General features: G+C 62.3%; 16 protein-coding genes. 9 read left to right on the plus strand and 7 right to left on the minus strand.

The genetic code is table 11. The features are described from left to right. From APH41_RS13040 to APH41_RS13060, 5 genes are all read left to right on the plus strand, one after another. Positions 1 to 342 (plus strand): ABC transporter permease (locus APH41_RS13040; protein ID WP_156359050.1); only part of this gene is annotated, 342 nt, incomplete at its 5' end. A 20-nt stretch (positions 343 to 362) separates the two neighbouring features. Further along, positions 363 to 1,256, plus strand: coding sequence for a glycine betaine ABC transporter substrate-binding protein (locus APH41_RS13045; protein ID WP_054919356.1), 894 nt, complete (start codon positions 363 to 365; stop codon positions 1,254 to 1,256). 12 nt (positions 1,257 to 1,268) lie between these two features. Then, entirely contained in the window at positions 1,269 to 1,922 is a 654-nt protein-coding gene (locus APH41_RS13050) for an ABC transporter permease (protein ID WP_054919358.1), read from the plus strand. Next, positions 1,919 to 3,076: a betaine/proline/choline family ABC transporter ATP-binding protein gene (locus APH41_RS13055; protein ID WP_014716891.1), complete on the plus strand. Its 1,158-nt coding sequence runs from the start codon at positions 1,919 to 1,921 to the stop codon at positions 3,074 to 3,076. Before APH41_RS13050 ends, APH41_RS13055 begins: the two co-directional genes overlap by 4 nt. A gap of 444 nt (positions 3,077 to 3,520) precedes the next feature. Beyond that, positions 3,521 to 4,684: a type III PLP-dependent enzyme gene (locus tag APH41_RS13060; protein ID WP_014716890.1), complete on the plus strand. Its 1,164-nt coding sequence runs from the start codon at positions 3,521 to 3,523 to the stop codon at positions 4,682 to 4,684. Positions 4,685 to 4,805: 121 nt separating this feature from the next. On the opposite strand, the gene APH41_RS13065 is transcribed toward APH41_RS13060, so the two are convergent. Together APH41_RS13065 and APH41_RS13070 are read right to left on the minus strand one after the other, a co-directional pair. After that, the gene (locus APH41_RS13065) at positions 4,806 to 5,549 is read right to left on the minus strand and encodes a tetratricopeptide repeat protein (protein WP_054919361.1); all 744 of its coding nucleotides are present in this window, start codon (positions 5,547 to 5,549) and stop codon (positions 4,806 to 4,808) included. A 2-nt stretch (positions 5,550 to 5,551) separates the two neighbouring features. After that, positions 5,552 to 6,232: a Fe2+-dependent dioxygenase gene (locus tag APH41_RS13070; protein WP_054919363.1), complete on the minus strand. Its 681-nt coding sequence runs from the start codon at positions 6,230 to 6,232 to the stop codon at positions 5,552 to 5,554. Positions 6,233 to 6,437: 205 nt separating this feature from the next. Here APH41_RS13070 and APH41_RS13075 point away from each other — a divergent pair, with 205 nt between their 5' ends. Together APH41_RS13075 and APH41_RS13080 are read left to right on the plus strand one after the other, a co-directional pair. After that, positions 6,438 to 8,723, plus strand: coding sequence for a TonB-dependent siderophore receptor (locus tag APH41_RS13075; RefSeq protein WP_054919367.1), 2,286 nt, complete (start codon positions 6,438 to 6,440; stop codon positions 8,721 to 8,723). Positions 8,724 to 8,846: 123 nt separating this feature from the next. Beyond that, on the plus strand, positions 8,847 to 11,372 hold the full coding sequence (locus tag APH41_RS13080; RefSeq protein WP_054919370.1) for a sulfite reductase flavoprotein subunit alpha: 2,526 nt from the start codon (positions 8,847 to 8,849) through the stop codon (positions 11,370 to 11,372). Positions 11,373 to 11,488: 116 nt separating this feature from the next. On the opposite strand, the gene APH41_RS13085 is transcribed toward APH41_RS13080, so the two are convergent. From APH41_RS13085 to ptsP, 4 genes are all read right to left on the minus strand, one after another. Then, on the minus strand, positions 11,489 to 13,030 hold the full coding sequence (locus APH41_RS13085) for an alkaline phosphatase (protein ID WP_054919372.1): 1,542 nt from the start codon (positions 13,028 to 13,030) through the stop codon (positions 11,489 to 11,491). A 190-nt stretch (positions 13,031 to 13,220) separates the two neighbouring features. Then, on the minus strand, positions 13,221 to 14,930 hold the full coding sequence (locus tag APH41_RS13090; protein WP_054919373.1) for a PTS fructose-like transporter subunit IIB: 1,710 nt from the start codon (positions 14,928 to 14,930) through the stop codon (positions 13,221 to 13,223). 11 nt (positions 14,931 to 14,941) lie between these two features. Further along, positions 14,942 to 15,862 (minus strand): 1-phosphofructokinase, encoded by a 921-nt coding sequence (gene pfkB, locus APH41_RS13095; RefSeq protein ID WP_054896898.1) that lies wholly within the window; start codon positions 15,860 to 15,862, stop codon positions 14,942 to 14,944. After that, positions 15,863 to 18,721: a phosphoenolpyruvate--protein phosphotransferase gene (gene ptsP, locus APH41_RS13100; RefSeq protein ID WP_054919375.1), complete on the minus strand. Its 2,859-nt coding sequence runs from the start codon at positions 18,719 to 18,721 to the stop codon at positions 15,863 to 15,865. It abuts the gene before it with no gap. 284 nt (positions 18,722 to 19,005) lie between these two features. On the opposite strand from ptsP, the gene cra reads away from it, so the two are divergent. Further along, positions 19,006 to 20,001: a catabolite repressor/activator gene (gene cra / locus APH41_RS13105; protein ID WP_054919378.1), complete on the plus strand. Its 996-nt coding sequence runs from the start codon at positions 19,006 to 19,008 to the stop codon at positions 19,999 to 20,001. A gap of 2 nt (positions 20,002 to 20,003) precedes the next feature. Next, positions 20,004 to 20,780, plus strand: a complete 777-nt coding sequence (locus APH41_RS13110) for a TatD family hydrolase (RefSeq protein ID WP_054919380.1) — start codon at positions 20,004 to 20,006, stop codon at positions 20,778 to 20,780. Here the strand turns inward: APH41_RS13110 and APH41_RS13115 are convergent. Next, the gene (locus APH41_RS13115) at positions 20,727 to 21,155 is read right to left on the minus strand and encodes a hypothetical protein (protein WP_054896896.1); all 429 of its coding nucleotides are present in this window, start codon (positions 21,153 to 21,155) and stop codon (positions 20,727 to 20,729) included. The two genes, APH41_RS13110 and APH41_RS13115, sit on opposite strands and share 54 nt — an antisense overlap. Positions 21,156 to 21,268: the final 113 nt, after the last annotated feature.

A 21,268-nucleotide genomic window follows, 5' to 3' on the forward strand; every position in this document is an offset into this window, starting at 1 on the left:
TACGAAGGCCTGAAAAACGTTCAGGGCTCCCTCAAGGAAGCCGCCACCGGCATCGGCATGACCCCGCGCCAGGTACTGTTTCGCGTGGAGCTGCCCAACGCCGTGCCGATCATCATCGGCGGTGTACGCGTGGCCCTGGCGATCAACGTCGGTACCGCACCGCTGGCGTTCCTGATTGGCGCCAACAGCCTGGGCAGCCTGATTTTCCCTGGCATCGCCCTGAACAACCAGCCGCAACTGTTGCTCGGCGCCGCGTGTACCGCGCTGCTGGCATTGCTGCTTGATGGCCTGGTGACCATGGCCAGCCGCCTCTGGCTGGAACGCGGGTTGCGCCCGTCTTAAGGCCCGGTAAAGGAAATCACATGAAAAAACTGAGCTTGATATTAGGCTGCGCCCTGCTGTTTGCAGGTATTGCGCAAGCCGCTGAAAAACCCGTGATCCGCATTGGCGCCCGGGTGTTCACCGAGCAGACCCTGCTCGCCGAAATCACCTCCCAGTACCTGCGCACCAAGGGCTACGACGCCCGTGTGACCGGCGGCCTGGGCAGCAACCTGGCGCGTAGCGCCCAGGAAAGCGGGCAACTGGACCTGATCTGGGAATACACCGGCGTGTCGCTGGTGGCCTACAACCATATCGACGAGAAACTCGACAGCGAACAGTCCTACGCTCGGGTCAAAGAACTCGATGCGAAAAAAGGCTTGGTCTGGCTGTCGCCGTCGCGTTTCAGCAACACCTACGCACTGGCGCTGCCGGAGAAAGTTGCTGAGGAACATCCCGAGATCAACAGCATCAGCGATCTCACCAAAGCCATGGCCGAAGACACCAAAGAGCACCGCCTGGTCGCCCTGGACACCGAGTTCGCCAACCGCTCCGACGGCCTGGCGGGCATGGTCAAGCTGTACGACATGAACCTGACGCGCAACAACATCCGGCAGATGGACGCGGGCCTGGTCTACACCGCCCTGCGTAATGGCCAGGTGTTTGCCGGACTGGTCTACACCACCGACGGGCGCCTCAACGCCTTTAAGTTGAAGCTGCTCGAAGACGACAAGCACTACTTCCCGGATTACACCGCAGCCCCGGTGATCCGCCAGGAATACCTCGACAAACACCCGCAGCTGGCCGCCGAACTCAAGCCTTTGGCCAACCTGTTCGACGATGAAACCATGCGCCAACTGAACGCACGGGTCGACGTCGACCATGAAAGCCCGTCCGCCGTTGCCGCCGATTTCCTGCGCCAACATCCAATCAACTAAAAAGGAGAAGACATGGAATTTTTGAACGCCTTTTCCCATCTTGATTGGGCCCAGGTCCTGCACCTGACCTGGCAGCACATCACCCTGGTCGGCATCGCCGTGATCCTCGCGATCTTCATCGGCGTGCCCTTGGGCATTCTGATGACGCGCTTCCCGCCCCTGGCCGGCCCGTTGCAAGCCAGCGCCACAGTGTTGCTGACCGTGCCATCCATCGCGCTGTTCGGCCTGCTGCTGCCGTTCTACTCCAAGTTCGGCCAAGGCCTGGGGCCAATGCCGGCGATCACCGCCGTGTTCCTTTACTCCCTGCTGCCAATCATGCGTAACACCTACCTGGCCCTCACCGGCGTTGAGCCAGGCATTCGCGAAGCCGCACGCGGCATCGGCATGACCTTCGGCCAGCGCCTGCGCATGGTCGAACTGCCGATTGCGGTGCCGGTGATTCTCGCTGGCGTGCGTACCGCCGTGGTGATGAATATCGGTGTGATGACCATCGCCGCCACCATCGGTGCCGGTGGCCTGGGTGTACTTATTCTGGCTTCCATCAGCCGCAGCGATATGTCGATGCTGATCGTCGGCGCCGTACTGGTCAGTCTCCTGGCCATCTTCGCCGACCTGCTTCTGCAATGGCTGCAACGCTCGCTGACTCCAAAAGGATTGCTCAAATGATCGAACTTCAAAACCTGTCCAAGACTTTTCAAAGCAACGGCAAGACGGTCACCGCCGTCAACGATGTGAGCCTGACCGTCAACGAAGGCGAGATTTGCGTGTTCCTGGGGCCCTCGGGCTGCGGTAAGAGCACTACGCTGAAAATGATCAACCGACTGATCAAGCCCTCCTCGGGCAAGATTTTGATCAACGGCGAAGACACCACCGACCTCGACGAGGTGACCTTGCGTCGCAACATCGGCTACGTGATCCAGCAGATCGGCCTGTTCCCCAACATGACCATCGAAGAGAACATCGTGGTGGTGCCCAAGCTGCTCGGCTGGGACAAGCAGAAATGCCACGACCGCGCCCGCGAGTTGATGAGCATGATCAAGCTGGAGCCCAAGCAGTACCTGCATCGCTACCCGCGTGAATTGTCGGGTGGGCAGCAACAGCGCATCGGAGTGATCCGCGCCCTGGCGGCGGATGCGCCGCTGCTACTGATGGACGAGCCGTTCGGCGCGGTCGACCCGATCAACCGCGAGATGATCCAGAACGAATTCTTCGAGATGCAGCGCGCGCTGAACAAGACCGTGATCATGGTCAGCCATGACATCGACGAAGCCATCAAGCTGGGTGACAAGATCGCCATCTTCCGCGCCGGCAAGCTGCTGCAGATCGACCACCCGGACACGCTGCTGGCGCACCCGGCCGACGAGTTCGTCAGCAATTTCGTAGGCCAGGACAGCACCCTCAAGCGCCTGCTGCTGGTAAAAGCCGAAGACGCGGCGGACAACGCCCCGTCGGTGAGCCCGGAAACACCCGTGGCCGATGCGCTGGAATTGATGGACGAGCACGACCGCCGCTATGTGGTGGTCACCTGTTCGGAGAACAAGGCGCTGGGCTACGTACGCCGTCGCGACCTGCACCGCCAGGCCGGCACCTGCGGCCAGTACCTGCGCGAGTTCAATGCCACGGCGGCGTACGACGAGCATTTACGCATCCTGCTGTCGCGCATGTACGAGTTCAACCGTTCGTGGTTGCCGGTGATGGATGCCGAGCGCGTGTTCCTGGGTGAAGTGACCCAGGAGTCGATTGCCGAGTACCTGAGTTCCGGTAAATCCCGTGGCGGCAAGACCAGCATTGTCTCGCCTGCCGAAACTGCTTTGGCTTGATAGATCGCTATCGCAGGCAAGCCAGCTCCCACAGGGGAATGCATTCCAGCATAAGAATGCAGTTCAAATGTGGGAGCTGGCTTGCCTGCGATGAATACACCGCAAATCCACCTGATTGGCCCCATCCGGGGAACATCAATCCGTCACACCGGTCGGTTACATAAGTAGCTTCACGCGGCCGCGCGACGAACGCGTGCAAAAACGCGACATTTTTAGTTGATCCCACGCCCGCCAAGCCCTAAAGTTCGCGCCGAACGTCCATGCTGGAAACGATCCATCCGGCTCAAGTACTGACGACGAGACAGCAAGGCCAAGGGCAGCTTACCCCATGGCCTTTTTGCTTTCGGCGACATGCCTTGGGAAGTAGGCGAACCAAAGTGGGGATACGGAGGACGTTCATTTGCACCCATTGATTACTACTGTTTGCCCCTAGGAGTCCCCAGCATGTCGATCAACGTCGAAGATTATTTCGCGCGCGCCACTTTTGACAAAATGAAGGCGTTCGCCGACAAGCAAGAAACCCCGTTCGTGGTGATCGACACCGCGATGATCAGCCAGGCCTACGATGACCTGCGCGCCGGTTTCGAATTCGCCAAGGTGTATTACGCGGTCAAGGCCAACCCGGCCGTCGAGATCATCGACCTGTTGAAAGACAAGGGTTCGAGCTTCGACATCGCTTCGATCTACGAGCTGGACAAGGTCATGGACCGTGGCGTCAGCGCCGACCGTATCAGCTACGGCAACACCATCAAGAAATCCAAGGACATCCGCTACTTCTATGAGAAGGGCGTGCGCCTGTTCTCTACCGACTCCGAAGCCGACCTGCGCAACATCGCCAAGGCCGCGCCGGGTTCGAAAGTGTATGTGCGTATCCTCACCGAAGGCTCGACCACTGCTGACTGGCCGTTGTCGCGCAAATTCGGCTGCCAGACCGACATGGCCATGGACCTGCTGATCCTCGCCCGCGACCTGGGCCTGGTGCCTTACGGCATCTCGTTCCACGTCGGCTCGCAACAGCGCGACATCAGCGTGTGGGACGCGGCCATCGCCAAGGTCAAGGTGATCTTCGAACGCCTCAAAGAAGAAGACGGCATCCACCTGAAGCTGATCAACATGGGCGGCGGCTTCCCGGCCAACTACATCACCCGCACCAACAGCCTGGAAACCTACGCTGAAGAAATCATCCGCTTCCTCAAGGAAGACTTCGGGGACGACCTGCCGGAAATCATCCTGGAACCAGGCCGTTCGTTGATCGCCAACGCCGGTATCCTGGTCAGCGAAGTGGTGCTGGTGGCGCGCAAGTCCCGTACCGCCGTCGAGCGCTGGGTGTACACGGATGTGGGCAAGTTCTCCGGCCTGATCGAAACCATGGACGAAGCCATCAAGTTCCCGATCTGGACCGAGAAGAAAGGCGAGATGGAAGAAGTGGTCATCGCTGGCCCGACCTGCGACAGCGCCGACATCATGTACGAAAACTACAAGTACGGCCTGCCATTGAACCTGGCCATTGGTGATCGTCTGTACTGGTTGTCGACCGGTGCCTACACCACCAGCTACAGCGCGGTTGAGTTCAATGGGTTTCCGCCGCTGAAATCCTTCTACGTTTAACCCCACCCCCGATCGTTCCCACGCTCTGCGTGGGAACGCCTCCTGTGACGCTCTGCGTTACGCGCTCAAGTGCGGACGCGGAGCGTCCAGGGCGGCATTCCCACGCGGAGCGTGGGAACGATCAGCTCGTAGCTCGTTGCCGGTACAACTCGGCCATGGCGCGAATTCGCGGGTCATCCGCCCGTGCCAGCGCCTTGTGTGCCGTTTGCAGAAACTTGAGATTCCCGCCTGCCAGCGCCTTGTGCAACCATTCCAGCGCCGCGTCGATCTGGCCGCTGTCGGCCAGCACCGCCGCATGGCTGAACTGCCCACGAAAATCACCTGCCTCGGCTGAGCGGCGGTACCACTCAACGGCCGCCTCAACATCCTTGGGGCAATGCTGCCCGTCTTCCAGGTAACGCCCGAGCAGGTTCATCGACTTGGCATGGCCCTGTTCGGCAGCCTGGCGATACAGCGCCAGTGCTTGCGCCTGGTCTTCAACAACGCCACGGCCGGTAGCCAAGAGGTTGGCGTAGTTGTACTGCCCCCAATCCAACCCGGCGTGTGCCGCCAGGCGATATTCCCGTGCTGCGGCGGCTTCATCGACAGCGCAGCCCCAACCATGCTCCCGGCAACGCCCGATCATATTGCGCGCCATCAGGTGCCCGCCCTGCGCGGCAATCTGGAACCAGCGCAGCGCCAGGGCCTCATCGCGGGCAATGCCGCGCCCTTCCAGCAAGATTTGCCCGAGCAGGGCCTGGGCCTCGACCACACCGGCCTTGGCGGCGATCAGGATGGCCTGGGCGGCGCGCACCGGGGAGTCATCGAGCATGCTCTGCAATTGTTCGACATTGAGCACTTCTTCGCGGCGCAATAAAAAACCCATGCTCAGACCTCGACCCAGCGGCGCAACAGGTTGTGGTAGGTGCCGGTGAGCTGGATCAGCGCAGGGTGGTCGGGGACGTCGCGGGTCAGTTGCTGGATCGCGCCGTCCATCTCGAACAGCAAGGTGCGCTGGCTGTCTTCGCGCACCAGGCTTTGGGTCCAGAAGAACGAGGCATAGCGCGAGCCACGGGTCACCGCGTTGACTTTATGCAAGCTAGAGCCGGGGTACAGCACCATGTCGCCGGCGGGTAGCTTGACCCTCTGCAGGCCGAAGGTGTCCTGGATCTCCAGTTCGCCGCCGTCGTACTCGTCGGGATCGCTGAAGAACAGCGTGGACGACAGGTCGGTGCGCACGCGCTCGTGGCTGCCTTTGGGCTGGCGCACCGCATTGTCGATATGAAAGTCAAAACTGCCGCCAGCGGTGTAGCAGTTGAGCAGTGGCGGGAAGACTTTATGCGGCAGCGCGGCCGACATAAACAGCGGGTTGCTCCACAACCGCTCCAGCATGGCTGCGCCAATTTCCTTGGCCAACGGGTGACCTTCAGGCAATTGCAGGTTGTGCTTGGCCTTGGCCGACTGGTGACCGGCGGTGATTTTGCCGTCAGCCCATTCGGTCTCTTCCAGGGCCTGGCGAATGCGCAGCACCTCCTCGCGAGAGAACAGGCCGGGAATGTGCAGCAACATGGGGCAATACCTGCGATCAGAGAGGTGTCAATGGTATTGATTCTTATCCTCTCTGTAAAATACAGGGACGAACGAGAGCGCAAAATCCGTAACAAAAAAGTGTAAAGAATGTAAATTTGATGCGAATAGCAATATCTCGCAATTGATACAAAGTCTTGTTGGCCCTATATTCCGCGGCCTCACATCCTTGGGGAAGGGACACGTCATGTCGCGCACTATTCTAAAAATACCGGCCCGTTCGCCACGCATGCTGGCCTCCGCCATTGGCGTTGCCCTGAGTGCCGGCTCCGCCGCCCACCTGGCACAGGCCGCTGAAAATACCGAGCCAACAGGCGAGCGCAACCCTATCTCCCTCGGCGCCACCAACATCACCGGCCAGGAGCAGGACAACACCTCCTACCAGGTGGAGAAAGCCTCGTCGCAGAAGTACACCGCGCCGCTGGTGGACACGCCGCGCTCGGTCACTGTGGTGCCGCAACAAGTACTCAAGGACACCGCCGCCACCTCGCTGCAGGACGCGTTGCGCACCGTACCGGGTATCACCTTCGGCGCCGGTGAAGGTGGCAATCCTCAGGGCGACCGCCCGTTCATCCGTGGTTTCGACGCCCAGGGCGATACCTACCTCGATGGCGTACGCGATACCGGTGGCCAGAGCCGCGAGATCTTCGACATCGAGTCCATCGAAGTCAGCAAAGGCCCGAACTCTTCGTTCGGCGGCCGTGGCTCAGCCGGTGGCAGCCTCAACCTGGTGAGCAAGACCCCACAAGCGCGGGACTTCACCAACGGCGGCTTTACCTACGGCTCCGACCAGACCCGCCGCTACGTGCTCGACGTGAACCGCCAGTTCCTGGACGACAGCGCGGCATTCCGCCTGAACCTGATGAGCCATGAACAAAACGTGGCCGGCCGCGACGCGGTGAATTACGACCGTTGGGGCGTTGCGCCGTCGCTGACTTTTGGCTTGGGCACACCGACCCGTGTCAACCTCAGCTACTACCATATGGAAAGTGATGACCTGCCGGATTCGGGGATTCCCTACGGCTACGGTTCGTCGACCGCTACAGCCCACGTGCATGACAAACCCAACGACGGCGGCGACAGCAACAACTTCTACGGTTTGAAAAGCCGTGACTTCCGCAAGACCCGTGCGGACATCAGCACGTTCTCCATCGAACACGACTTGAACGACAACATGACGCTCAAGAACACCCTGCGCCACGGCAGCACCGGCCAGGACTATGTGCTTACTCAGCCGGATGACAGCAAGTTCAACGTCAACCGCTACGGCACTGTCTGGCGTCGCGCCAACAGCCGTGTCTCCACCACGACCACAACCACCAACCAGACCGATCTGTTTGGCAGCTTTCAGGCCTTGGGCTTCAAGCACACTTACTCCACCGGCCTGGAATTTACCGGCGAAGAAACCCGTGTCAGCGGCTACACCGTCAGCCCTAACGCCAACCCGGTGTGCACAACGCCCAAGGGCAGCCTGGGCGGCCAGTGCACCTCACTGAGCAACCCGAACCCCGACGACGCCTGGAACGGCAGCATCGCGCGCAACTACAACGGTACCAACACCAAGGCCACCAGCCGCGCCGCCTACGTGTTCGATACCATCGAACTCGATCCAAAATGGCTACTGAACGTGGGGTTGCGCTACGACACCTTTGACACCGAAGCCAACACCAACGCCGTCGCCGGGCGCACCAAGATCAAGGACGACAGCCAGTTCTTCAACTGGCAGGCCGGCCTGGTGTGGAAGCCGGTGGAGAACGCCAGCATCTACGCCTCTTACGCCACATCGGCCACGCCAGCCGGTGGCCTGGTAGGCGAAGGATCCGACGGCAACCCGCTGTCTGCCGGTGCCGCCACCAGCGACTTGCAGCCAGAAGAAACCGTCAACTACGAACTGGGCACCAAGTGGGACCTGTTCCACGACCGCCTGTCCCTGACCGCAGCCGTGTTCCGCACCGAGAAGAAAAACACCCGCATCCTGGTGGATGCGCTCACCTACCAGAACGCCGGGGAATCTCAGGTCGACGGCATCGAGTTGTCCGCCAGCGGCAAAATCACCGATCAATGGCAGGTGTTTGCGGGATACAGCTATCTGGACAGCGAACTGGTCAAATCCGGCCTCAACGGGCGTAATGGCGTAGTCAGTGCAGGCTCCAACAAAGGCAACCAAATGCCCAACACGCCGAAGAACTCCTTCAGCCTGTGGACCACCTACGACATCACGCCCAAGCTGACCGTCGGCGGCGGCGCCTTCTACGTCGATGAGGTTTACGGTGATGTCGGCAACACGGTGTATGTACCCTCCTACACCCGCTACGACGCCATGGCCAGCTACAAGCTGACCAAGAACGTCGACCTGCAACTGAACGTGCAGAACCTGACCGACAAGACCTACTACGACAAGGCCTTCTCCACGCATTTCGCCAACCAGGCGGCCGGTCGTACGGCATTGTTGACCACCAGCTTCCACTTCTAAAAGCGGTCAAGGTTCAGCCAGGAGCCCCACACATCGGATGCGTGGGGCTTTTGCGTGTTTCCCGGCAACTCACGGCATAATGCGCGCCGTGATCAGATATCCAGCTAAGCGAGGCGCTCCGACGTGTTGAAGAAAACCCTGTTCCAGTTGCATTGGTTCTTCGGCATCACGGCCGGGCTGGTGCTGGCCTTGATGGGGGTCACCGGGGCCGCGTACTCGTTCCAGGACGAGATCCTGCGGGCGCTCAACCCCACCGTGTTGAGCGTGCAGAAACGCGAGGCCGGTGTACTGCCGCCCGCCGAGCTGGTACGCAAATTGGAAGCGGCCGAAGGCAAGACCGTGGCCATGCTGTGGGTAGAAAGCGAGAGCGGCAACGCCGGCCGCGTGTCCTTCACCCCGCCGCCTGGCGAGCGCCGTGGCCAGATGCGCTACTTTGACCCGTACACCGGCGACTACCTGGGCGACGCGGTCGGCCAGGACCTGTTCGGTTTTATCCTGCAACTGCACCGCTTCCTCGCCATCGGCGACACCGGGCGCAACATCACCGGCGCCTGCACCCTGATCCTGCTGTTCTTTTGCCTCTCCGGCCTGTACCTGCGCTGGCCGCGCCAGGTGAAAAGCTGGCGTGTCTGGCTGACCCTGGACTGGCGCAAAAAGGGCCGCAGCTTCAATTGGGACCTGCACTCGGTATTCGGCACCTGGTGCCTGCTGTTTTATCTGTTGGCAGCGCTGACCGGGCTGTATTGGTCGTACGACTGGTACAACCGTGGCGTGACCAAACTGCTGTCCGACGCGCCGCAGAACGAGCGCATGCGCAAGCGCGGCCCAGCCCCCGCAGGCCCGGCTCCGGTGGCCAACTACGACGCGATCTGGAGCAGCATCTACAGCAACGCCGGCCCCGACTTGAGCGCCTATAACATTCGGATGCCCGCGGTCGCCGGGCAACCGGCCACCGTGTATTACCTGCTCACTTCATCGCCCCATGACCGTGCGCTGAACCAGATCAACCTGGACCCGGCCACAGGCGAGGTCAAATCTCACGAGCGCTACGCCAGCAAAAGCCTCAAGGCGCAGTTGCTGACGAGCGTGTATGCGCTGCACACCGGCAGCTATTTCGGCCTGGTCGGGCGCATCGTCCTCACCGTCAGCTCACTGCTTATGCCGCTGTTTTTCATCACGGGTTGGCTGCTGTACCTGGACCGACGCCGCAAAAAGCGCCAGGTCCGCGATGCCCGCAAAGGCCTGACAGATAACCACAGCGATGCCCCGGCCTGGCTGATCGGCTTCGCCAGCCAGAGCGGCTTTGCCGAACAACTGGCCTGGCAAACGGCCGGGCAACTGCAGGCTGCGGGCCTGGCGGTGAAGGTGCAGCCCCTGGGCAGTGTCAGCCGCGACGACCTCAGCCAATCGCAGAACGCGCTGTTCGTGGTCAGTACTTTTGGCGACGGCGAAGCGCCCGACAGCGCCCGAGGTTTCGAGCGTAGCGTGCTCGGCCAGGCGCTATCCCTCAAAGACTTGAACTACTCGGTGCTGGCCCTGGGTGACCGGCAGTACGAACATTTTTGCGGCTTTGCCCGGCGCCTGCATTTCTGGCTGACCAACCAGGGCGGCACCCCGCTGTTTGCCCCGGTGGAAGTCGACAGCGGCGATACACTGGCGCTGCAGACCTGGCAACAGCAACTGGGCCAGCTCACCGGGCATGCGCCGGCAGCGGCCTGGCCGACGGCCCAGTACGAAAACTGGACCCTGAGCCAACGCACCCTGCTCAACCCCGACAGTGTCGGCTCGCCCGTCTACCTGCTGGGCCTCACATCCACGTCTGCGCACAGCTGGCTGGCCGGCGACCTGGTGGAAGTCCTGCCGCGCAATTGCCCCTGGGCCATCGAACACTTCCTGGCCGGCCTGGGCTTGGTCGGCAGCGACGGTGTGGTGATCGACGGCGTCGCCCACACCCTTGATCAGGCCCTGGCCACGCGCCAACTGCCGGAAAACCGCACACACCTGGTCGGCCTGCACGCCCAGGCATTGGTGGATGCGCTGGTCCCCCTGGGCATGCGCGAATACTCCATCGCCTCGATTGCCAGCGACGGCGTGCTGGAGCTGATTGTGCGCCAGGAGCGCCACCCCGACGGCAGCCTGGGGCTTGGCTCCGGCTGGCTGACTGAACACGCCGCCCTCGGCTCGGCCATCAGCCTGCGTCTGCGGCGCAACAGCGGCTTCCATTTGCCCGACGCGCCTGTGCCGCTGATTCTGCTGGGCAACGGCACCGGGCTTGCGGGCCTGCGCAGCTTGCTCAAAGCACGCATTGCCGACGGCCAGCAGCGAAACTGGCTGCTGTTCGGCGAGCGCAATATCGCCCACGACTACCTGTGCCAGGACGAACTGCAAGGCTGGCTCGCCAGTGGAGACCTGGCCCTGCTGGACCTGGCATTTTCCCGCGATCAAGAGGAGAAGATCTACGTACAGGATCGCCTGCGCGAGTCAGCGGATGTGCTGCGCAAATGGCTCGCGGACGGCGCAGCGATTTATGTGTGTGGCAGCTTGCAGGGGATGGCGACGGGGGTGGATCAGGCACTGAAAGACATCTTGGGCAATGAGGCGCTGGAGCGCCTGATCGAACAGGGTCGCTATCGCAGGGATGTCTATTGATATTTGATCGTTCCCACGCTCCGCGTAGGAATGCCGCCCTGGACGCTCCGCGTCCGCTCTTGACGGCGTGACGCGGAGCGTCACAGGATGCGTTCCCACGCAGAGCGTGGGAACGATCAGGCCGGTTGCAGCTTTTGCTCGAACACCGAGACTCCATCGAGATCGCGCAGCATCACCGTCAACTCCGCCGTCTGCCCATCAATCTGCACTTCACCAAAAAACTGAAAGCCCGCAAACGGCGAGGTGTTCTGTGCCGGTGGCGCCTTCTGGAATACCACGTGCGGGCCGAAGGTTTTATCCAGTGGGTTGGGCCCGAAACTCCCGGCATTCAACGGCCCCGCCACAAACTCCCAGAACGGCTCGAAATCCTGGAACGCCGCGCGGTCAGGATGATAGTGATGCGCCGCACAGTAATGCACATCGGCCGTCAGCCACAGGTGGTTGCGCACCTTGTGCTCATGCAGGAACCCCAGCAGTTCGGCGATCTCCAGCTCACGCCCTTGCGCCGGGCCAGGGTCGCCATTGGCGATCGCTTCCCAACGCGCCACGCCGGGGCTGACTTCACCGTCGGGCACGCCCAGACCGATGGGCATGTCGGCGGCGACCACCTTCCACTGCGCTTGCGAGGCCTTGAGCCCGCGTTTGAGCCAGTCCAACTGTTCCCGCCCGAGGAAGGGTTTTTCCGCGCCCAGGTTGTCGTCATTCGGCCCACGATAGCTGCGCATATCCAACACAAACACATCCAGCAGCGGCCCATAACTGAGCTTGCGATAAATGCGCCCGCCACCGTCGGCGCTCTGTCGGCGCATGGGTGAATATTCCAGCCAGGCCTGGCGGGCACGGCCCACCAAGGTATTGATGTCGCGGGTCTGGTAACGCTCATCCAACTGCTTGCTCGATGACCAGTTGTTGATCACCTCGTGATCGTCCCACTGCCAGATCTGCGGTACCTCGGCATTGAAGCGGCGCACGTTTTCATCCAGCAGGTTGTAGCGGTAATTACCGCGATATTCATCGAGGGTTTCCGCGACTTTGCTTTTGGCTTCAGTGGTAATGTTGCGCCAGATGCGCCCGCCTTCAGTGGTGAGCTGCGCGGGGACCGGGCCGTCGGCATAGATGGTGTCGCCGCTGTGGATAAAAAAGTCCGGCAGACGCAAGCGCATGGCTTCATAGATGCGCATGCCACCGATGTCCGGGTTGATGCCGAAGCCTTGGCCGACGGTGTCGCCGCTCCACACAAAACGGATATCACGCCGCTGTTGCGGCACGCTACGCAGGTGCCCGAACCAGGGTTCACTGGCAATGCCGGTCTGGGCGTCTTCGAAATGCACGCGGTAGAAAATCGCCTGGTCGACCGGCAGCCCGGTGAGCTCGACACGGGCGGTAAAGTCGGTGCGGCTGTCGGCCAGGGGCGAGACGAATCGGCGCGGGTTGCTGAACACGCTGCGGGTATCCCACTCCACCACCATCTTCGCCGGGCGGTCACTGCGGCTCCAGATCATTGCGCGATCGCCCTGCAGGTCGCCCGATTGCACGCCGTCAGTGAGTTGCGGTCGGTCCTTCACCGAAGCGATCACCGCCGGCGCCAGGCCCGGCAACAGCAGGCCAGCGCCCACAGCTTGCATCACACGGCGGCGACCGAGATCGAAGTGGCTCATGCAGGTGCCCTCTTGAGTATCAAAAGGGCCACTAAAGCACGACGGGATGAAGCGCATGTGACACCGATTAGCAGAACGGTCGAGTTCACCTGTGGGAGCTGGCTTGCCTGCGATGCAAACACCTCGGTGTATCAGGCAAACCCCGTCGAGGCTATCGCAGGCAAGCCAGCTCCCACATTTTCTGCCAGTGTCAGGCAGTCACGGCCAGTTCGGCCGCTTCCGGTCGCTTGAGCACGGCATACACCAAGCCGGTCAACACACTGCCCGCCACAATCGCCAACAAATACAACAACGCATGGTTCATCGCATTCGGAATCACCAACACAAACAACCCGCCATGGGGCGCGGCGAGTTTGCAGCCGAAGTACATCGACAGCGCACCGGTCAACGCGCCACCGGCGATGCTGGCCGGGATGACGCGCAGCGGGTCTTTGGCGGCGAAGGGAATCGCGCCTTCGGAGATAAAGCACAGCCCCAGGATCATCGCCGCCTTGCCGGCCTCGCGCTCGGTCTGGGCGAACTTGCGCCGGGCCAGCAACGTGGCGATGCCCATGCCAATTGGCGGCACCATGCCGGCGGCCATGGTCGCGGCCATCGGCGCGCCGCTCGACGCGGCCAGCAGGCCAACCGAGAACGCATAGGCCGCCTTGTTGATCGGCCCGCCCAAGTCCACGCACATCATGCCGCCGAGCAGAATGCCCAGCAGCACCGCGTTGGTGGTGCCCATGGTGCTGAGGAAATCCGTCAGGCCCGTGAGCAAGCGGGCGACCGGTGGGCCCACCAGGTAGATCATCACAAGCCCGGTAAACAGGCTCGCCAGTAACGGGATGATCAGGATCGGCTTGAGCGCTTCCAGGCTCTGGGGCAGTTGCACTGCGCGGCTGATCAGTTTGACGCAATACCCGGCGACGAAGCCGGCCAGGATGCCGCCGATAAACCCAGCCCCCAGCGTCCCAGCCAGCAGCCCGCCGATCATGCCGGGCGCAAGGCCAGGACGGTCGGCAATCGAGTAGGCGATGTAGCCCGCCAGCAACGGCACCATCAACAGGAACGCCTGGTCACCCACGGATTTGAGCGCCGCCGCCAAGGTGCCGGGCTGCTCGAAAGCATGGATGCCGAACACAAACGACAAGGCGATCAGCAAGCCCCCCGCCACCACCATCGGCAACATATACGACACGCCGGTGAGCAGGTGTTTGTAGACGCCGGTTTTCTCCGCCTTGGCCGGTGTACCGCCGGCCGCGCTTTCCACCGCGCCTTCGGCTAGGGCTTTGTTGAGGATGGCTTCGGATTGCTTGAGGGCAATGCCGGTGCCACAGCGGTAAATCTTCTTGCCGGCGAAACGCTCGGTGGCCACCTCGATATCGGCCGCCAGCAACACCACATCGGCATCGGCAATCGCTTGCGGGCTCAACGGCGTGCGGGCGCCCACCGAACCTTGGGTCTCGACCTGCAGGTCATAACCCAGGCGCTGAGCAGTCTGCTGCAAGGCTTCGGCGGCCATGAACGTGTGGGCCACACCGGTGGGGCACGCGGTAATCGCGACGATACGCGGCGCAGCCTTGGCCGCCACCGGGGCGGCGTCGGCGACATACACCCGGGCTTCTTCGGCGCCCCGGCGCAGCACGCCTTCGACATCCGCCAATGCCTGGGCCGGTGTGCTCTGGAACACACGCTTGCCGACAAACCGCTGCATATCCACCGGGGTACTGCTGACCAGCAGCACCCACTCGGCATCATCAATCGTCGCCTGGGACAACTGGCGCTCCGGGCGCTGTACATCGACGACTTCAACACTGGTGTGCAAGCCCATGCGCTGGGCGGCGGCGTCCAACAAGCGGGCGCACAGCACACTGGTGACCATGCCGTTCGGGCAGGCGGTAACAATGGCTAACTTCATCACAAACCCTCTTATTGTTCTGTCAGCGTGCGCACATCGACGCCGCTTTCGAGATGCGCCAACTGCGCGTCATCGCTGATGCCAAAACCGATCTGTGTCACCGCCATCGCGGCAATCGCCGTGGCCCGGCGCAAGGTGTGCTCCGGCGTATCGCCACTGAGCAAACCGTGGAGCATCCCGGCCAGCAGCGAGTCGCCGGCGCCCACGGTACTGGCCACTGCCACCTTGGGCGGCGTGGCGTGCAGCGCCGCACCCGGGCGGTACCAGGTCACGCCTGCGGCCCCATCGGAGACCACCACATGTTCGACGCCTTGCTGATGCAGGCGGCTGATGGCATCGGTGGCGTTACCCAAGGCCTCGGCCAACTCTTCGGTATTGGGTTTGACCAGCCACGGGCCAACCTCCAACCCCAGGCGCAGCGCTTCGCCGCTGGTGTCCAGGGCGACTTTCAAACCGAGGTCCTTCAACGCCTCCAGCAAACCTTTAAACCACTGCGGGCTGACGCCGCGCGGCAAGCTACCGGCCACCACGACCGCATCGAACTCCGGGCCAATGATCGCGACCATCTTGAGCAGCGCTTTTAGCGCCTCTTCAGTCACCAGCGGCCCCGGTGCATTGATGTCGGTGACACGCCCATCCTGTTCGGCAATCTTGATGTTGCTACGGGTTTCGCCGGGAACCCGGATGAAGGCATCGCCAAACCCACGGCGCTTGATCAGCGCATTGAAAGCCTGGGGGTTGGCGCTGCCGAGGAACCCGCCCACGCTGACGTAATGGCCCAGGTCCGCCAGCACTTGCGCCACATTCACGCCCTTGCCGGCCGCGTGGGTGAGCATCGCTTCACTGCGATTGACCTCACCGGGTTGCAGGTGCGCCAGACGTACCGTGAGGTCCAACGCCGGGTTCAGCGTCAGGGTCAGAATATTCGCCATCTACACGGCCTCCACTAGGGCACGCACTTCAGCGGGCGAACCCACCGCCAGTGCTTGTTGCGCCAGGCCCTGGGCCTCGCTCAGACTGAATTCACGCACCCGCGCCTTCACTTCAGGAATGCTGCGGGCCGACACGCTCAACTCATCCACGCCCAGGCCGACCAGCACCGGCACCGCCAGCGGGTCCGCCGCCAACTCGCCGCACACGCCTACCCATTTGCCGTGGGCATGGGCGGCGCGTACGGTGATGTCGATCAGTTGCAGGACTGCCGGGTGCAAGCCATCGGCCTGGGCCGACAGGGTCGGGTGGCCGCGGTCAATGGCCAAGGTGTATTGGGTCAGGTCGTTGGTGCCGACGCTGAAGAAGTCGACTTCCTTGGCGAGGACCGGCGCCAGCAGCGCGGCTGAGGGCACTTCGATCATGATCCCCAGTTGCAGGTCTGCCACTGGGATCTCCAGGCGCAGGCGCTCGGTCATGTCCCGGGCGGCGCGCCACTCATCCACGCTGCCGACCATGGGGAACATGATGCGCAGCGGGCGGTTGTCTGCTGCACGCAGCAATGCGCGCAGTTGCGCTTCCATGATCTGCGGGCGTTGCAACGTCAGGCGAATGCCGCGCACACCCAGAAAGGGGTTTTCCTCTTCGGCGATCGGCCAATAGGGCAAAGGCTTGTCGCCGCCCACATCCAGGGTGCGCACCACCAACGGGCGACCATTGAGGCCGTCGAGTACGCGACGGTATTCGGCCTCCTGAGTGGCCTCGTCTGGCGCCTGGGGGTGGGCCATGAAAATCAGTTCGGTGCGCAACAGGCCAATGCCTTCGGCGCCCTGTTCCACTGCGCTGGCCACCCCGGCGCTTTCGCCAATATTGGCGAACACTTCCACGGCGTGGCCGTCACGGGTCAGCGCCGCTTCATGGCGCTGGGCCGATGCGGCTTGCAAGCGCTGTTCGCGGCTGTCGCGCTCCACGGTGGCCCGTTGCAGGGTGGCGGCGTCGGGGTCCACATGCAGGCGACCACGCTGGCCATCGAGCAACAGTGGCGTGCCGGCGTTGAGCAATAACACCGCAGCGCCAGCGCCGACCAAGGCCGGAATGCCCAGGGCGCGGGCAACAATGGCGCTGTGAGCGGTGGCGCCGCCCCGGGCGGTGAGAATGCCGGCAACGCGGGCCGGGTCCAGGCGCGCCACGTCAGAAGGGCCGACCTCTTCCATCACCAGGATGTAGGGCTCGCTCGGTTCCTGCACGCTCTGGACGCCGCACAACTGGGCCAGCACGCGGCGGCCGATGTCACGCAAGTCGGCAGCACGCTCGGCCAGCAAGGCATCCTGCAAGGCTTCCTGTTGCTTGGCAGCGGCTTCGATCACGCTCATCCAGGCGGCTTCGGCGCTTTCGCCCTGCTTGAGGCGGGTGTCGACTTCGTCGGTCAGTTCCGGGTCGTCGAGCATTTCCTGGTGGGTGATGAAAATCTCGCGGATGGCCTTGGCCTGGCTACGCTCGATCAAGCCCTGGATATCCGTGCGCACGTCGCTCAAAGCGGTGTGCAGGCGCTGGCGTTCGGCGGCGGCGGATTCGCCCCGTAGCGGGTAATCGAACACCTGCGGCACCTGGATATGAGCCGGGCCGATCGCGATACCCGGCGCGGCGGCAATGGCCTGGAGTTGGCTACCGCTCAGTGGCGCGCTGAGCACCGGTTCGATATCGACCTGTGCGGGCTGTGCGCTCACCGTGGGCAAGGGCTCGACCTCTTCGCCAAGGCCCTCTTGCACGGCGGCCAAGAGGGCGGGCAGTGCATCGCCGGCCACCGTCGGCTCGGCCACAAACTCCAGCACCTGGCCACGACGTGCGCCGAGGCTGAGCAACTTGCTCAGGCTTTTGACCGACACGGCGCCCACCGCGCCATCGACGATACGTACGCGGATATCGCCGTCAAAACTTTTCGCCAATTGCGCCAGGATCTTGGCCGGGCGCGCGTGCAGGCCGTGGGCGTTGGCCAGGGTAATACGGGCGCTGGGCCAGTCCGGCGGCAGTTCACCGCCCAGCACTTCCAGCACCGCGCGGCTGCTGGTGGCGCGTCCCAACTCCTGGCCGCGCCCTTCAATCAGCAAGGCACACAGGCGTTCAAGCAGGGTCTGGTGCGCTTCACCGAGGCTCGCCAGGCAGAACAGGCCGTGCAAGGGCTGGCCGAGGTAACGCATAGGTTTGTCCGGCGTCACAAAGGCCAGGCCCGGACGCTTGACCGTCTGCTCGCTGTGCAACCACCACAGGCCATCGCCCAGGGGCAGCGCGTCGACTTGCTGCAATACGGCGGCAAAGCCATTGCTCACGCAGTCGGCCTGGCGCAGCAGGCGCGCACCGCGCCACACCAACTCTTCAAAATCATCGGCCGACACGCCCAGGCTGATCATCTGCGCATCCAGCGCCAGTTCCTGGGGCGCGCCTTGCAACAGTTTCAACAGCGCTTCGGCGCTGCCGGCACGGCGCAACGCCTGGCCCAGGTCGGTTTCGCCGAGGGCACGGGTGAGCAGTTGCAACAGGCGCAGGTGTTCATCGGATTTAGCCGCGATGCCAATCGCCAGGTAAACGATCTGGCCATCACCCCAGTCCACCCCTTCGGGGAACTGCAGCAGGCGCACACCGGTGGAAAACACTTGGTCGCGGGTTTCTGGCGTGCCATGGGGGATAGCAATGCCTTGGCCGAGAAAGGTCGAACCTTGGGCTTCACGGGCTTGCAAGCCACTGAGATAACCTTCGGCAACCAGGCCATCGGCCACTAATTTGTCAGCGAGCAGGTGCAAGGCAGCAGATTTATCCACAGCCACCTGGCCCATGGATATCTGCTCTACAGTGAGCTCAAGCATGCCGTTCTCCTAGTTAGTGCGACAGGCGCACTAGGTATTGTTGTAGGTAAATATGATCAAAATTAACTGACTGAGCGGTCAATTGGCAGTGGTCACTCAGTAGCGAACATCGTAAAAATACGCTTGCTGAAACGTTTAATCTAGAATTTATGGCAGATTACGCGTTAATTACGCAAGCTTGAAGGGCCACTCGGCGCTTGCTGTGGGACATTGGTCGAATGCTGGAATCGGTTACGATTGGACAAAATGTCGGGGCGAGCGCCAAAAAACAAGGAAATCCCGGTTTGAAACTCAGTGATATCGCACGTCTGGCCGGTGTGTCCGTTACCACCGCCAGCTATGTCATCAATGGCAAGGCCGAACAGCAGCGCATCAGCAACGCCACCGTTGAGCGTGTGCGTGCCGTGGTCCAAGCCCATGGCTTTACCCCCAACCCTCAAGCCGCGGGGCTGCGCAGCCGGCATACGCGGACCTTGGGGTTCATCCTGCCAGACCTGGAAAACCCCAGCTACGCACGCATCGCCAAACTGCTGGAACAAGGTGCGCGGGCGCGGGGCTATCAGTTACTGATCGCCAGCTCCGATGACGAAGCGGACAGCGAGCGCCAACTGCTGCAACTGTTCCGGGCGCGGCGTTGCGATGCGTTGTTCGTCGCCAGTTGCCTGCCGGCCAGCGATGACAGCTATCGCGAGCTGCAGGCCAAGGGGCTGCCGGTGATTGCCATCGACCGGGAGATGGAGCCGAACCAGTTCTGCTCCGTGGTCAGCGACGACCACCAGGCCTGCCAGCAACTCACTAGCAGCCTGCTGCAACCGTTGCCCAAGCAGATCGCGCTGATCGGCGCACGGCCCGAGCTGAGCATCAGCCAGGCGCGTACCGCCGGTTTCCGCGATGCGCTGCAAGGCTTTACGGGCGAAGTGATCATCGAACAGGGCGAAGCCTTCAGTCGCGACTGCGGCCGAGAGCTGATGGAGCAATTGCTGCAACGCCTGGGGCATCTGCCGGACGCGCTGGTAACCACCTCCTACGTACTGCTCCAAGGCGTGTTTGATGCGCTGCATGACTTCCCTCTCAAGTCACGCCCCCTGCGCCTGGGCACCTTCGGCGATACCCAGTTGCTGGATTTCCTCCCGCTGCCGGTCAACGCCATGGCCCAACAACATCAGTTGATTGCCGAGACCGCCCTGCGCCTGGCCCTGGCCGCCGTTGAAGAAGAACAGTACCAACCCGGCGTGCATGCGATTGGCCGGACCTTCAAGCAGCGTATCCACGAGGCCTGAGCGTGGAGCTGATCGACACCCACACGCATCTGGACTTCGAGGACTTCGACCAGGATCGCACGCACGTCCTCGCCCACAGCCGTGAACTCGGCGTGCGGCGCCTGGTGGTGCTGGGGGTGTACCAGAAAAATTGGCAGCGGCTGTGGGACTTGGTGCAACAGGACGAAGGCTTGTTCGCCGCTTTTGGCTTGCACCCGGTGTATCTCGATGAGCATCGCCCCGCCGACCTGCTGGAGCTGGGCGACTGGTTGACGCGCCTGCATGGCCACCGGCAACTGTGCGCCGTGGGCGAAATTGGCCTGGATTACTTTCTTGAACAGTTGGACCACGAGCGCCAGCAACCGCTATTTGAAACCCAGCTGAAACTCGCGGTGGATTTCCAGCTGCCGGCCCTGCTCCACGTTCGCCGCAGCCACGCCGCGGTAATTGCCACCTTAAAGCGTATCCGCCTACCCAGAGGCGGCATCATCCATGCGTTCGCCGGCAGCGTTGAAGAGGCACGCGAGTACATCAAGCTCGGGTTCAAACTGGGCCTGGGTGGCGCTGCCACCTGGCCCCAGGCCCTGCGCATGCACCGGGTACTGGCCCAATTGCCCCTCGACGCCGTGGTGCTGGAGACCGACTCGCCGGATATGGCCCCGGCCATGTACCCCAACCAGCGCAATAGCCCGCAGCACCTGCCAGACATCTGCACGGCCCTGGCCGAGCGCATGGGTATCAGCCCTCTATTGCTGGCTGAGGCGAGCACACGCAATGCGTGCGAGCTGTTCAACTGGTAGCGCACTGATGGCCTGCAAGTTCAAGGTCATTGTCTGGCGATGACGGGCGTAGCGCACCACCAGCAAATGGATCAACACCGCGACCAGTGAAATGTTGAACTGCGCGATGACACTGAGCAGCCCCAGCCACTCGGCGACCAAGGCCACCAGCAAGGTCGCGCACGTCAGCATGATCATGCTCGGCCGCACCAGCGCCCATTGGTCCAGGGCCCTGAATTGGCGCAACTGCTTGACGCAGCCCAACTGCAACCCGCAGTGGCAATACATACAGTCAAACGGCACATCGATTGCGATGGCGTTCAGTTGCCAAGGCTTGAGTTCAAACGTCATGTTGCACTGGGCGCAATGCCCCCTGATACCGATTGCGGCGGCCATCGTTTTGTCCCCTCGTGACCGTGACGGATGAAATAAATTTTCACCTATTCACGCCCCGATAAAACACGCATCGGTAAATCAAGACATGGGCCACAGGGCCCGTGGCTCCGCCC

Origin of the sequence: Pseudomonas sp. NBRC 111138, from assembly GCF_001320835.1 — a bacterium.
Taxonomy (GTDB): Bacteria; Pseudomonadota; Gammaproteobacteria; order Pseudomonadales; family Pseudomonadaceae; genus Aquipseudomonas; species Aquipseudomonas paracarnis.

Bases quoted from the DNA above. Each gene is read 5' to 3' on its own strand.
- APH41_RS13045 (WP_054919356.1), top strand. From the start codon at position 363: ATGAAAAAACTGAGCTTGATATTAGGCTGCGCCCTGCTGTTTGCAGGT.
- APH41_RS13050 (WP_054919358.1), top strand. From the start codon at position 1,269: ATGGAATTTTTGAACGCCTTTTCCCATCTTGATTGGGCCCAGGTCCTG.
- APH41_RS13055 (WP_014716891.1), top strand. From the start codon at position 1,919: ATGATCGAACTTCAAAACCTGTCCAAGACTTTTCAAAGCAACGGCAAG.
- APH41_RS13060 (WP_014716890.1), top strand. From the start codon at position 3,521: ATGTCGATCAACGTCGAAGATTATTTCGCGCGCGCCACTTTTGACAAA.
- APH41_RS13065 (WP_054919361.1), bottom strand. From the start codon at position 5,549: ATGGGTTTTTTATTGCGCCGCGAAGAAGTGCTCAATGTCGAACAATTG.
- APH41_RS13070 (WP_054919363.1), bottom strand. From the start codon at position 6,232: ATGTTGCTGCACATTCCCGGCCTGTTCTCTCGCGAGGAGGTGCTGCGC.
- APH41_RS13075 (WP_054919367.1), top strand. From the start codon at position 6,438: ATGTCGCGCACTATTCTAAAAATACCGGCCCGTTCGCCACGCATGCTG.
- APH41_RS13085 (WP_054919372.1), bottom strand. From the start codon at position 13,030: ATGAGCCACTTCGATCTCGGTCGCCGCCGTGTGATGCAAGCTGTGGGC.
- APH41_RS13090 (WP_054919373.1), bottom strand. From the start codon at position 14,930: ATGAAGTTAGCCATTGTTACCGCCTGCCCGAACGGCATGGTCACCAGT.
- pfkB (WP_054896898.1), bottom strand. From the start codon at position 15,862: ATGGCGAATATTCTGACCCTGACGCTGAACCCGGCGTTGGACCTCACG.
- ptsP (WP_054919375.1), bottom strand. From the start codon at position 18,721: ATGCTTGAGCTCACTGTAGAGCAGATATCCATGGGCCAGGTGGCTGTG.
- APH41_RS13115 (WP_054896896.1), bottom strand. From the start codon at position 21,155: ATGGCCGCCGCAATCGGTATCAGGGGGCATTGCGCCCAGTGCAACATG.